The organism is Streptomyces sp. NPDC025721 (assembly GCF_055558595.1).
In genome coordinates, this window is record NZ_JBVHMF010000030.1 from 101553 (window position 1) to 113739 (window position 12187).

The following is a 12187-nucleotide window of genomic DNA, read 5'->3' on the forward strand; positions in this document are numbered from 1 at the left end:
GGTGGATTCTGAGCCTTCCTCGACGGCGTCGAGTGACGCCGTCGCCGGTAAACCTAGATCGCGCCGTTCGTGAATTCCCGCACTTCAGCTTGGATGGCTGACTTCCATACGGCTTCTTCGGCACGGATCAATTCGGGTACTTCGTCGACGCAGTGTGCGCTGACAGCTACTCCGCCGCCTGGGTGGGGAGCTGCCACCACCCAGCCTTCTCCCGGAACGTTCCAGCGCCGCGCGGGGGTTGCGATTCCGTCGATGGTGATGGAGTGAGGTTGGCCGTCGGGGTCGATGGATGTGAGGTACGAGACATCGCGGATTACCCACTTGCGTACCGGTCCCTCAGGAAGATCGAGGGAGAGGTCTTCTACCAGGTGCAGCAATGCCCAGTTTGCGTAGTCTGCGAACTCGACGCCCCGCTTGAATTGGGGAGAGAACGAGAAAATGGAAATCCAGGGCTCGGTGCGGGTCCGAGTTCCTCGCGTGAGCCCGATTCCCGTGACCTTACGGTCACCGTCTCCGCAGAGGGTCATCGGGGAGGTGACGGGAGCGAGCGAGCTTTCGCAGTCGTACACGGGAAAGCTCGCCAGTATGTCTTCTCGCAGTGCCACGAAATCTCCTAGAAAAGAGGAAATTACCGGATGAAGGCACCGGTCAGTATAGGTTGTCGTGGCCTGCGCGGAGGCGCCTCTACGGAGAGCGTGGCAGTGTCGAAAACCTGGACGGCCACTCCGGGGCGGGGGTGGTACCCCGCCCCGGAGCATTGGCACGCCTGGATCAGATGACCCTCTCCTCGAAGTCCTCAGCGCCTCCGGGGCCGGTCGCATCCAGTGACCACTTGCCGGGCATGGGACAGAAGACGTTGGTCACGGTGCTGCCGGAGCCCGTGAACGTCGCCCTGTCGTCGTGCACCAGAACGCCGTTTGCCCGCAGGACGCAGCGAAGCGTGCCGGTGGTCGATCCGTAGCCGACGGCGTTGCAGTGTGTCGACATGGATGCGGCGCCGCCGTTGATGATCGCCAAGACTGAGCCGCCGGACGCTGACGCCGGTGCCGTTACGAGGCCCAGTGCCCCGACGGCGCCTGCCGCCAGAACGGCCCCCCTTGCTATGATGCTTCTTGTGCTCACGCGTGCCCCTCTCCAAGGGAAGTGAGTGCTCGCACCCCGTGGCGTCCTACCGCTGCGGGGTGCTTTTTGATGCGTATCGGCCAAGCATGGAAGGTGTACAGGGAAGAGAATTCACCCTGATAGCGAGAGTGCCGACCACTGCGTGTGCCGTGGCTGGATATTCCCTGCGGTCGCAATTTCTCCACGCCCGAGCCGGTTACGCATTGAAACTAACCGATCACGCCTGTGCCACGCAAGTAGATTCTTATATGGAATCCATTCTTCCGAATGCAAATGCATTTATTTTGAAAAGCGCCCATTTCGAGCGTTCTGTGCAGAAAATTGCGACCCGCGAGTGGTGGTTGTAGAAACCTTATTTCGTTGCAATTTTGATTGAATCCTGAAGTGCTCTGGCGTAGCTCTTTTGGGGAACCAGGTAAATCCTGGCCAGAGGGCCGACGCGTCGCGGCTCGGCCGCTTCAGGGGGTTCTCCTCTGAGCCCGGCCGGATGTCCGCGCCTGCCCGGCCGGGCTCAGGGGAGATGGCGGGAGTGATCGTCACACTGTCCCGACGCGTACCCGGTTTCGGTGACCTCCCGGTAGTCGTCTGGCAGGGCGGCAAGGCCGAGAGGGGTCCGGTGACCGCTGCGGTGTGGGTGCGGGCGGATAGGAGGTAATGCATCGGACGCGGAGCCTCGCCGTGTCCCGTGAACCCCAGCGCCCGCGGCGTCCGCTGTCGTTGTCCTGGGCGGTACGGATGCGTGCCCAGCGGCGTCGAGCGTGATCAGCAGATTCTCTGGCGCGTAGTGCTGGCCCGTATCCGGCGTGCACTGGTCAGCGGGTAGCGCGCAGGGGCGTGATGATCGTCAGCGCCGGAGGCCGCGGGGCGGCCACTGGCGACGCGACAGTGGTTGGGGGTGCGCGGCGTCGGGTGCGTATGCGGGTGAGGGGGGCCAGGGCGCGGCGGGCGGCGGGGATGAGGTGGTGGGGAGTGTGCGCGGGGTCGTGGGTGAGGGCAGTGATCTCGTGTCCGGCGGTGTGGGCGGTGGTGAGCAGGGCGCGGGTGTAGAGGTGTTCGGCCCAGTGTTCGGTGGAGCCGGCGGCCTGCCCCAGGAATTCCAGAATGTGGGCGGGGTCGGTTCCGTGCAGGGCGGCGTGCTGCTGGGCCCGCCAGAGCACGGTGATCGGGTCGACGGGGTCGCCGTGCCAGGCCATGGCGGTCAGGCACCGGTACAGGCCCTGGTGCAGGGGGAGGCGGAAGTCCTCGGGGTGCAGCCAGTTGAGGTGGCCGAGGTCTTCCGCGCCCGGCGCCCGGGTTGCTGCCGCCGGAACCGCTCGTGGAACCGGGCCGGGTTGGCGCGGCCAGTGGGGTTCGGCGTTGTCGAGGAACCGCCCGAGGGTGTCGGCCTGCTCCAGCACGGCGGCGACCGGTTCGGGAAGGGTGCTGTCGTGGGCGAGCTGTCCTAGTCGTACGGCGTGCTCGCGCAGGGTCCGGCGGACGTGTTCGGCGCGGATCATCACGGCGTAGACGGGGGCGTGTTCGGGCCGGGGGCAGGCTGTCGGCGAAGCACACGCCTACTACGACGCCACCGTTGACGAGGGTGTGGAGGTAAGGGGTGCCCAGTCCCGGCGCCGCGGTCACCGCAGCCCTGAGGACGGCCGTCAGCCATACCGGGCTCGCCCGGTGCACCTCGGGGTCGGGCGGGGTGAGGGTGCGCATCGACGATGCCCCTGGACGGTGAGATTCCCACCACCGCACTATATTAGAACTGGTGATCGAAAAAGAGAGGGAGGGGCCGACGCTCAGCCGCCTGGACAAGCTCAAGGCCGTCGAGGAGTGGCTCGCGTACCGGCTGGAGCGCACTCGCGAGGCGATCTCCGCCCGGGAGCGGGAGCGGGACCAGACCGCACGCGCGGCTGCCGCCGCCGAGCAGCGGAAGCGCGCGCTCGCGGGCTGGACGATCGAGCGGGGCTGGCACCGGACGACGGTGCACTACGGGGAATGCCTGAGCCGACTCGACGACCAGAGCCATGCGCTGGCAGGCCATGCCGAAGCCCGCGCCTTTGGTGGACGCCAGCGACGCGCGGGCGTGTACCGCCTGCCCGGCGGCGACACGGCTCGACGCACCGGCATAGGGCAGACAGGCGCACGGAGAACCGCGGTCAGCCGAGGTCACCCGCAGCAAGGTCGGGCCTCAGCCGGTGCCACGAGGGGTGCCGCAGGAGTCCCGCAGGGGTGCGGGCGGTGTAGCGGACCTCCGCCACCAGCTGCGGCAGCACCCACCGGGCCCCCGGCACGGGCGGCACCGCCGCGAACGGGCAGGTCGGCCATGAGGCGACCATCAGCAGCCCCGCGAGTTCCCGCCGCTCCTGGTCAGTCCATCCCGTGCCGACGCGCCCGACGTAGTGGAGGCCGCCGTCGCGGACCTCGCCCACAAGGACCGCCCCGGGCAGGTCCGCGAGCCGTCCGGCACCGGGAACCCACCCGCCGACGATCACATCGGCAACCCGCACATTTCTGATCTTGACCCAGTCGCGTGAGCGCTGGCCGGGTTGATACGTGCCCGCGATCCGCTTCGCGACAATCCCCTCCAGCCCCGCAGCCCGGGTTGCTTCCAGCGCCTCTGCGACGTGCCCGACGACGGCGGCCGGCACCGACCACGTCGGCCCGGACAGGCCCAGCGACAGCAATGCCTCCCGGCGCTCGGCCCAGGGGCGGGACGTGAGGTTCCGTGTGCCGAGGAACATGACATCGAAGATCACCAAGTGTGCGGGTGTGAGGGCTGCGGCGTGCCCGGCGCGCGCCGGGGACCGCTCCAGGCCCATGCGGGACTGGAGCCGCTGGAAATCCTGGCGCCCCTTGGCATCGAGGGCGACGATCTCGCCGTCGAACACCGCAGGAGTGCCGCCAGTCGCGGCGGCCAGGCCGCGCAGTTCCGGGTACGCCGCTGTGATCTCCGTACCGCTCCTCGACCTGACCGTCGCCATCCCGTCCCCGGGCACATGGACGACGGCACGCTGCCCATCCTGCTTCGTCTCGACCGCCCATCGGCCGTCGCCGCCCGGGAGCGGAAGCCGACCGGGCGTCGCGAGCATCGGAGCAACGATGGGGAGGTGCATCTCCCCATCCGTCGCCAGGCGCCGGGCTCCGTACACGTGTTGCGGGGATACTTCGCGCGGACAGTCCATTACAGACGAACCGCCTACGCAGTGGCTGGCTGTTTCCAAGCACGTGTTTTGGCGCCAGTTTGAGGAAGTTGATCTGGCTCCAGTGGCGCCCGTCTGGGGGCGTGCGGTGAGGTGGTTCGCGCCCCTGTAGCAAGGTGATTTGGCCCCACCACGATCGGGTGGTTGCGCTGGTGGTGGGGTGGGTGGGTGACGGTAGCTTTGAGGCAGCGGCTGTCGCCGTCAGCGCGCCCCCGACAGGCCGTGATCACTGGATCACACCCTGGCGCGGCTGCCGAACGGAGTACCTGGATTCACTCGAAAGCGGGTGAGGCGCAGGGCCGAGCGGCCGGCCAGTGGCTGCCAGGAATCCTCTGCCGAGGCGGAGCTGCACGACTCAGTCGAGCCAGACCAGCATGGCCTCGCCTGCTTGGGCGGCGGCGCCGAAGAACGGAACCAGCGGGTCGAACCACCCACGCACCCATTCCAGGGCGTCGGCCTCATCCCACAGGAGCGGGTAGATCTGCGCGGCCGTCATCTGCTCGGGATCCACGTCCCGGATCAAGTCCTGGAAGGACAATCCGGCCAGGACTCCGGCGGCGAGCTTGACCTGGTCCGCGTCCAGGTACTTGGCCGGCCCATAGCCCCAGTCCTCGCTGGTGAACGTCTGCCCGCCATGAACGATGTCCACGGGGAAACTCGCGCGTTCGAGGAGGAATGCGATGGCGTCGAACGCCTTGTGAGTCGATAGCTGCCGTGCGTCTGAGGGAGCGACGTCATTGATGCCGTCTGTCTCCATGATCTCCATGACGTACTCGAACGCCCAGTCCGGGTCCTTGACTGCCCTGGCCAGCTCGGCCGGTGTTACACGCAAGTACTCACCATTCATGCTCACCCGCGCAGAGTACGAGGCACCACCGACACTGCGATGCCCAGGAGCACCGAGGGGCAGCTGGAGCCACTCCGGTACGGGGGATTCATTGGCGTCTTCGCCACGTCGGAGCAGTGCTCGCGTCCTTGCCGTCGGAACAACGTCGGTGCCGCAGGCGACCAGCCGGCAAGGTGTGCGGGGTGGACCGATAGCGGTACAACGTCTCCAACAGGCTCGGTCCCTACCGCAAGGTTGAGTTGGATCAGGAGGCCCCTCTCCGGTCTGCTGAGTCGTGATCACTCGGCTGCCGACGCTGTTGTCCGGTATCGCAGTCCGCTCTGGCGGGCCCGGCCCGCTTGAGTTCTTGCTCCTGCGCTTCCTCCGGATCCGGATCCGTCGGCTCGGCGGCTTCAGGAGGATCGTCGTCCGCTGGCACGACGTCACCGTCGCGTCCTCCAGGCTGCCTCCCGGCTTCGGCTACGTCACCGACCAGCGGGCCAGAAGTCGACGACCCACTCTTCGGTGACCTCGGAGGGAGGGCGGGTGGGCATGTCGCCGGTGTAGGAATTGCTGGGGTTTCCGCGTCGGTATGCCTTGATCTCGTACAGTCCGGTGGGCACCGGGATGCTGTCACCGGCGGTCCCTCCGAGGAGGTGCCTGACGGAGATGGATCCGGTCGGGAATTCGACGGCGAAGGTGGGGGATTCGTCCCAGGTGCCTTCCGGTGGCTGTGGCGGAGAGTCCCAGTGGCGGAGCCGGACGAGGGGGTAGAAGTCGTTTCCGTCGGACATGAGGATGATGCCGTGGCGTCCGGCCTGGGCCCGGTCAGTCCCGTTCGCGGAGGGTGCGTCGCTGCCCGGTTGCGGGCACTCCGCGTCCGATACGACGACTGACCGGTACTGGACGAGAGGCCGTGTGTCGACACTGGCCCGGGGTGTGTTCGTCATGAGTGGCGGTTGTCCTCGGCGGTCTTGGGGCGTACGCGCGGGGGCCGGGCCAGCGACGGCCCCCGCGCCTTCGGTCTTGTCGCGGACGGTCAGCTTATCGAGGCCATGGCGTTCCAGCCGGCCGTCCCCACGACGGTTGACGGCCCGTCAACGGGACGGCCAGAGGCATCGTATCCGCCGGAGTAGAAGAGGAGTTGGCCATCGGGGGTGGTGGCCCACAGGTCGGGAAGGCCGTCACCGTTGGCATCGTTTCCCGACGCGATGAGCGGCCGGTTCGAGGCCGTCCATCCGGCGGCGCCGTAGACCGTTCGGGTCCCGATCGCGCCTGCGGTGGTTCCCGGATAGAAGTACAGGACTCCTGTGCTGGTGTTGCGGGCAAGGAGGTCGACGCGGCCGGAATAGTCCGCGTCACCGGGAGCAGTGAGGGTGTAGCTTCCCCACCCACCCTGACCGAGGTTCTTCACACCCGATACCCCCGGCTTGTTGGAGGGGTCTCCGACGTTGAGGTCGAGCGACTGGATGTCCTTGTAGACGTAGGTCTCGATAACGTCGGGGTAGCCCTTGTTCGTGAGGTCGCCGACGCTGACGAAGGCGCGGTACGGCAGGGCGGGATCGGGGACGGCCGGCAGGCCCTTAAGGGCGACCCGGGCACCGATCGTTCCGTCACCCCTGCCCGGATAGACGTACGCTTGGCCGCTGTTGGGGTCGCGGACCAAGAGGTCCTCGATGCCGTCGCCGGTCCAGTCACCGCGGTGGCTGATCATGAGATTCGACCAGCCTGCCGTCCCGATGTTCTTCTTCGCGGCAAGTTTCCCGTCACCCACGCCGGCGTAGAACCAGAGCTGGCCGTCCTTCCCGGCCGCGACCACGTCCGGCTTCCCGTCGCCATTCATGTCCCCGCCGTTCGACGGGCGCACCGGTGGTGCCGGAAGCGCCGGCAGTGGCGTGCCTGTGGAGTCCAGGGCCACCGTCACCCAGAACGGGTCACTGTCGAGGAGGCGATGTTCGTCGTAGAAGGTGCCCAGTCTGCGGCCCGCCGCCTGGTTGTCAGCAGAGCTGATGACCCGCACCGAGAAGTCCTTCGGCTGCTGTTCCCCTCCGCTCGCGCCGCCTTGGTACGTGCTCGCGAAGGGGTACTCGTCGCAGTCGAACTTGAGGTTCTGCGAGTAGTTTCCTCCCCACGCACGCCGGCACTCGGTCCGCGCACGCCCGCGGTTCGCCGAATAGAGCGGATCCGTGCCCTTCACTCTGGTCAGCGGAGAGCTCATGCTGGCGAACGGATTACCGGGGATCTTCTTGTTCGGTATCGAGGGGACTGTCGCATTGGGGTTCGTCTGGGCCAACTCGATGTGAGCGGCAGTCTGCTTCACATCGGCGGTCGCAATAAGAGTCCATGTGTCGACGCTGGCGTCGAACACGCAACCATTGGTGGAGGCGAAGTAGGAGGCCGAGTCGCAGCGGAAGTCGTTGCCCTGCTCCACGAGGGTCTCCACCCCGTTTAGCGTGAAGACGGTGTCGAAGTTGTACCAACTGATCAGATCCGGTCCGGTGGTGACTCCGGTGGTCGGGGAATCGAATCCGAAGTACGTCTGGCCGTTGATCTCCCACGCCGCTACCGTTGATCCGGCGCCATTGACGTTGCCGGGAATCGGGCCGCAGGATTCACCCTTGGACGGAATGCATGTCATGTCGACCCGGAGTATGTCCTCGGACATGTCGCCGACCACGGGGACGAAGTTGTCCAGATAGGTGATGAACTCCACCTGCCGCTTGCCGAGCTTCGGTGCTCCCACCGTGGTCATGCTGAAGTCGATCTCACCGATGATCTTGCACGGGCCCTCGGCAGGGTCGAGGGGGCACAGTTTCTTCAGTAGACTCAGGCGGTCCGCCTGGCAGAAATCCTGGTGATCGATGGGGTGACCGCCGAGGTCGGCCGCGGCCGGGTCCGTGCGGCAGAAATCCAGGCCGACATTGAGCGCGGCAGCCGGGGACTTCACCTGCTTCCTCATCTGCGTGAACTTCTCGGAAAGCGCGATCCTTGCCTTGGCCTGCGAAGGGTTTTCGACAGGGTAGCGCTTCCTGTCGCGCGGGCTCAGGCCGCGCGGACCGGAGACGGACCGCATTTTCACTGGACTACGCGCCGCACCGGCGCGGACGATTTCATATTTCACGGAAGAGCCGGTCGGTGCTGGTTCCTCCGCTTCCGCCTGACCGGCGTTTGCCATGCAGAGCGCCATGCAGAGCGCCATGCAGAGCGCCAGGGTTAATCGAATCAGCGACCTCAAAATGCCCCCACTCTCAGCTGTTCCTGGACGCCGTAAACTTATGCAACTGGCATCGGAGCGGGCAAGCTTTTTTCCGTCAAACCGGCGGCGGAAAAATCGGTCCCCAAGCGGAATGAACGCCACCGGATTACATACGCAAGACAGCCGACTCGAAGGCCGGGCAGGAGTTCACCGCTTCCTCCTTGGCATCAGTTCCGATGCGCCGCCGTCAAGACCGCCACGCTTGCGGTCCAGGTTGCCGCCGGCGACACGCCGGAGGGAGCCCGCACTGGGGGTCACCGCGTTCGCGGGACATGGCCGCTTCGTGAGCACTGACGGCGACGCGGGTCTGTAACGCGCGGCTGCTCTGGTAGCGGGCGGACCGGGCGAGCAGAAGTGGCGGCATGCGTCGCGGACGGTCGTGATTGGATCACTGCTTTGGGGGGCGATATCTCCTCCGGGTGATTGCGGGGCACCGAGTGGCTGCCCAGGACCAGTCGTCTTGGGGAGCCTGAGCGGGGCGGCAGCCGTGGACAGCGGCTGCCGGTAGGCCGTAGCTAAGCTGCCCGCCCCAAGTCCTGCTGGCGTCTCGGGCGTTCCTAGTAAACCTGGATGTGCCCTGCTTGGAGCCGGAGGGTCTGTCCGGTGGCAAGCGCGGCCAGAGCTGCTTCGAGGCGGTGACGCCCTCGGGGGCGGAGCCGGGCGAGAGCGTCGGGGAGCGGGAGGACGTGGAGGTTGGCGCGGGTGTCGGTCGGGCGTAGGCCGGCCGCTTGGACCGGGGCCAGGGGAGTGGTGGCCAGCAGGTGCACGTGGATCTGGCGCCGCCGCATCTGAGTGGTGTCGGTGACGAGTTCACGGAGGATCGGCAGGCCGGTTCTTGCGCCGAGCATGGCGTGGGCGGCGGCCTCCGCTGGTGACCCGTTCTCGGCGACGGGGCCTCCGGGTAGGGTGAATGGGCCGTTTCCGGCGGCCTGGTTGAGGATCAGACGGTCGTGTCCCACGAAGATCAGGACGGCTGTCCAGCGGACCGGCGGTCGCCAGTTCTCGTATCGGGCGGATGCCGGTGAGGCGGCGGGTTCGGGTGGTCTGGCGCCGTCGGGAGCGGTCATGAGGCGGCCTGGGCTGTGACGGCGGTGATGAGCTGCGCGAGGTGTGTGGCGGAGCTGGTGCCGGGGATGGGGGCGACGTGGCCGCCGTGCTGGAGCAGCCAGCGTAGGGCGGGTCCAGGACCGGATGTCGTGGTCAGGGTTCCGGCGTCCAGCGGCCGGTAGGGGACGTAGGGGATGGCCAGCTCGCGGCAGAGGTCCACGGCGGGGTCGTGGGGGTGGGCGGTGTTGAGGACGTTCTGCACCGCGGCGACGGTGATGTGTTCGCGTGATTCGCGGATGGTGTCGGGGGTGACTTTCGACAGGCCGGTGTGCCCGATCTTTCCTTCGTCCTGGAGGTCACGGAGGAGGCCGAGCTGGTCGGCGAGCGGGACGGCGGGGTCGATGCGGTGGAGGTAGCACAGGTCGAGCCGGTCCAGCGCGAGGCGGCGCAGGCTCGATTCGACGCTCGCGCGGAGGTAGGCGGGGTGGCCGAAGGATGTCCAGACGTCGGGAGCGGGGCGGACCATGCCGACTTTGGTGGCGACGAGCACGTGGTCGGGGTACAGGGCCCAGTTGACGAGCTGTTCGGCGGTGTGGGGGCCGTAGGCGTCGGCGGTGTCGATGTGGGTGATGCCGTGGGTGTGGACGGCTTCGCGGATCAGGCCGACGGCCTTGTGCGGCTCGCGCGGAGGGCCCCAGGTGCCGGGGCCGGTCAGGCGCATGGTGCCAAGTCCCAGGCGGGAGACGGTTTTTCCGGCGATGGTGATCGTGCCGCCGGGTGCCGCGGGGGTCATGCGGGGGCCGCTGTGAGGGCGAGAGAGACGGCGGCGCGGATGGCGGACTTCTGGCGGTCGGGGCTGCTGGGGACGCGAAGGTGGTTGGCCGCGGTGTCGGCGAGGTGGCGGTGGACGTGGCGGTCGACCAGGGCGCGGTAGCGGGCGTCGTAGCCGTGTTCAGCGGCCGGGAGGAGGGCGGGGTCGGGGACCGTGGCCAGGAGCAGGTCGTACTTCGCGGCCTGAGTGGAGGCCAGGAGCGTCAGCCGCTTGACGTCCGGCCCGTTGCCCGGTTCGCCCCGGTATTCCAGGGCGGCGGTGAAGTAGGCGAGGGCGTCGATGACGGCCCGGTCGGCGAGGACGGCCTGGACACCCTGCGCCGCTTGGGCGATCTCGTCGGCGATGGTCTGCGCCATGATCCATTCAGCGGAGGCGGCGGTGTGGTGCTGCATCTTGGGCAGGCCGAGCGCGGCGGCGCGTTTGGCGAGGCCGCCGGTGCGGCCCACGGTGACGCCCTGGGCGCGGAGTTCCATTTCGATCCGCCGCAGCAGGACGGTCTTGCCGGTGGAATGGGTGCCGGTCACTCCGATGAGGACGGGGGTGTTCACCATAGGGTCGGGTCCTGTTCTGGTTGGGGGGCGCCGGGCAGGGTGGGCGGCACGGCGACGGCCACGAGCTGATCCCAGGTGGCATAGCGGGCGGCCATGGTGGTCAGGAGCCGGGCGGTGGCATAGGCGTCGAAGGTGGCGCGATGGCGCTGTGCGGGGGCTGCGGTGAGGTCGGGCTGGAGGTGCTCGATCAGCGCGTCGAGGGTGTAGGAGCGCAGGCCCGGGTAGGTGGCTCTGGCCAGGCGGAGTGTGTCCAGGACGCCGGCCGGCTGCCAGGTGGGCAGGTGGGCGGACAGCACGCGGTAGTCGGTGTGGGCGTTGTGCGCGCAGATCCACGCGGTGCCGAGGAGTTGGTGGACACCGGCTGAGGTCTGGTTCCAGGTCGGGGCGTTTGCGAGTACCTGGTTGGTCAGTCCGTGCACCTTGGCCGCGAACGGGGTGACAGGTCGTGGCGGGCGGATCAGCCAGGCCCCGGCGGTACGGGTGTCGGACTGTCCGTCGCGCACCGGTAGTGCGGCGACCTCCACCAGGTCCGGCGGCGTGGCGCCGTTGCCTTCGACGTCCACGACGAACAAGGGAGGCCAGGTGCTGAAGTTCATGACGGGCTATCCGTTCTGATCCGGCCAGCCGATGGGCGCCCGGCCGTGCTGGCGGTGGTGGTGGGGCTTGCCCCGGTCGTGGCACTGGAATCCGTTGCCGTGCTGGAGGAAGTAGCGCGGCGGTTCGTCCAGGCCCTCCACGATGATGGCGCGGTCGGTGATCTCAACGTCGCCGGTTGCCCCGAGGTCGCGGGCCTGCCGGGTGACGGCGTCGAGGTCGGGCCGGACCCAGGCTTCCTCGCACCGGCCGAACTGCTTCTTCGGGCAGATGTCGCACAGTTCCTGGATGCCGAAGTGGCCGTTGTAGTCGGCCTCCCCGTGGGCGTAGGCGACCGCGCAGGACGTTTTCCGGAACAGGGCGCCCCAGGGGGCGTCGGCCTGTGCCGGGGTGTGGAAGTAGTCGAGGGGTTGTGAAGGGTGTGGCAGCGGCTGACGGGACTCCTTGCCCGGACGTGAACCGGGGACCTCTGCCCGCCCGGGGCTTGCCGCCCCGGGGTGTTGCCGGTGCTCTGCTCATCTGAGGTACAAGGGGGAGTGGTGCCGCCCCGGCCACGCGGATACTCCGACTCCGCATGCTGTCGAGCGGCGTACGACGGCTCGTCAGACCGCATGTCATGGGCCGTCGTCGTGGCCGGGGCGGAGTCTCACGCGGCGGGCTGTGTGCGCCCGGTGAGTCGGCCGCGGACACGGCTCCCTGTATGCCGGCCTCAACCGCGGCGGGCTCGATGTCGCGCGGCTGCGGCGGGCCCTTGCCGGGGTGCCGCTGCCGCGG

General features: G+C 67.9%; 12 protein-coding genes. 1 reads left to right on the forward strand and 11 read right to left on the reverse strand.

Annotated features, from left to right (window positions below; genetic code table 11):
- Positions 1–53: 53 nt before the first annotated feature.
- The 11 genes from ACZ4EF_RS31355 to ACZ4EF_RS31405 form a co-directional block, all read right to left on the reverse strand.
- Positions 54–605, reverse strand: a complete 552-nt coding sequence (locus ACZ4EF_RS31355; protein WP_467507496.1) for a hypothetical protein — start codon at positions 603–605, stop codon at positions 54–56.
- 166 nt (positions 606–771) lie between these two features.
- Positions 772–1017: a hypothetical protein gene (locus ACZ4EF_RS31360; protein WP_467507497.1), complete on the reverse strand. Its 246-nt coding sequence runs from the start codon at positions 1015–1017 to the stop codon at positions 772–774.
- A 917-nt stretch (positions 1018–1934) separates the two neighbouring features.
- Entirely contained in the window at positions 1935–2618 is a 684-nt protein-coding gene (locus ACZ4EF_RS31365; RefSeq protein WP_467507499.1) for a DnaB-like helicase N-terminal domain-containing protein, read from the reverse strand.
- 645 nt (positions 2619–3263) lie between these two features.
- Positions 3264–4220: an ATP-dependent DNA ligase gene (locus tag ACZ4EF_RS31370; protein WP_467507501.1), complete on the reverse strand. Its 957-nt coding sequence runs from the start codon at positions 4218–4220 to the stop codon at positions 3264–3266.
- 442 nt (positions 4221–4662) lie between these two features.
- Positions 4663–5154, reverse strand: coding sequence for a YfbM family protein (locus ACZ4EF_RS31375; RefSeq protein WP_391049782.1), 492 nt, complete (start codon positions 5152–5154; stop codon positions 4663–4665).
- Between the two features lie 464 nt (positions 5155–5618).
- Positions 5619–5927, reverse strand: a complete 309-nt coding sequence (locus ACZ4EF_RS31380) for a hypothetical protein (RefSeq protein ID WP_467507502.1) — start codon at positions 5925–5927, stop codon at positions 5619–5621.
- Positions 5928–6172: 245 nt separating this feature from the next.
- Positions 6173–8332, reverse strand: a complete 2160-nt coding sequence (locus ACZ4EF_RS31385; protein WP_467507504.1) for an FG-GAP-like repeat-containing protein — start codon at positions 8330–8332, stop codon at positions 6173–6175.
- 614 nt (positions 8333–8946) lie between these two features.
- Positions 8947–9456, reverse strand: a complete 510-nt coding sequence (locus tag ACZ4EF_RS31390) for an NUDIX hydrolase (RefSeq protein ID WP_467507505.1) — start codon at positions 9454–9456, stop codon at positions 8947–8949.
- Positions 9453–10229 carry an aldo/keto reductase gene (locus ACZ4EF_RS31395; RefSeq protein WP_467507507.1) on the reverse strand — a complete coding sequence of 259 codons (777 nt, stop codon included), beginning with the start codon at positions 10227–10229 and terminating at the stop codon, positions 9453–9455. The genes ACZ4EF_RS31390 and ACZ4EF_RS31395 overlap by 4 nt, the downstream gene beginning before the upstream one ends.
- Positions 10226–10819 carry an AAA family ATPase gene (locus ACZ4EF_RS31400; RefSeq protein ID WP_467507509.1) on the reverse strand — a complete coding sequence of 198 codons (594 nt, stop codon included), beginning with the start codon at positions 10817–10819 and terminating at the stop codon, positions 10226–10228. The genes ACZ4EF_RS31395 and ACZ4EF_RS31400 overlap by 4 nt, the downstream gene beginning before the upstream one ends.
- Complete coding sequence (locus ACZ4EF_RS31405; RefSeq protein WP_467507511.1) at positions 10813–11415, reverse strand: 3'-5' exonuclease; 603 nt, start codon at positions 11413–11415, stop codon at positions 10813–10815. The genes ACZ4EF_RS31400 and ACZ4EF_RS31405 overlap by 7 nt, the downstream gene beginning before the upstream one ends.
- 45 nt (positions 11416–11460) lie before the next feature.
- Here ACZ4EF_RS31405 and ACZ4EF_RS31410 point away from each other — a divergent pair, with 45 nt between their 5' ends.
- Positions 11461–11829, forward strand: coding sequence for a hypothetical protein (locus ACZ4EF_RS31410; RefSeq protein ID WP_467507513.1), 369 nt, complete (start codon positions 11461–11463; stop codon positions 11827–11829).
- The last annotated feature ends 358 nt before the right edge of the window (positions 11830–12187 follow it).

Bases quoted from the DNA above. Each gene is read 5' to 3' on its own strand.
- ACZ4EF_RS31365 (WP_467507499.1), bottom strand. From the start codon at position 2,618: ATGATCCGCGCCGAACACGTCCGCCGGACCCTGCGCGAGCACGCCGTA.
- ACZ4EF_RS31370 (WP_467507501.1), bottom strand. From the start codon at position 4,220: ATGCACCTCCCCATCGTTGCTCCGATGCTCGCGACGCCCGGTCGGCTT.
- ACZ4EF_RS31375 (WP_391049782.1), bottom strand. From the start codon at position 5,154: ATGAATGGTGAGTACTTGCGTGTAACACCGGCCGAGCTGGCCAGGGCA.
- ACZ4EF_RS31380 (WP_467507502.1), bottom strand. From the start codon at position 5,927: ATGTCCGACGGAAACGACTTCTACCCCCTCGTCCGGCTCCGCCACTGG.
- ACZ4EF_RS31385 (WP_467507504.1), bottom strand. From the start codon at position 8,332: ATGGCGCTCTGCATGGCGCTCTGCATGGCAAACGCCGGTCAGGCGGAA.
- ACZ4EF_RS31390 (WP_467507505.1), bottom strand. From the start codon at position 9,456: ATGACCGCTCCCGACGGCGCCAGACCACCCGAACCCGCCGCCTCACCG.
- ACZ4EF_RS31395 (WP_467507507.1), bottom strand. From the start codon at position 10,229: ATGACCCCCGCGGCACCCGGCGGCACGATCACCATCGCCGGAAAAACC.
- ACZ4EF_RS31400 (WP_467507509.1), bottom strand. From the start codon at position 10,819: ATGGTGAACACCCCCGTCCTCATCGGAGTGACCGGCACCCATTCCACC.
- ACZ4EF_RS31405 (WP_467507511.1), bottom strand. From the start codon at position 11,415: ATGAACTTCAGCACCTGGCCTCCCTTGTTCGTCGTGGACGTCGAAGGC.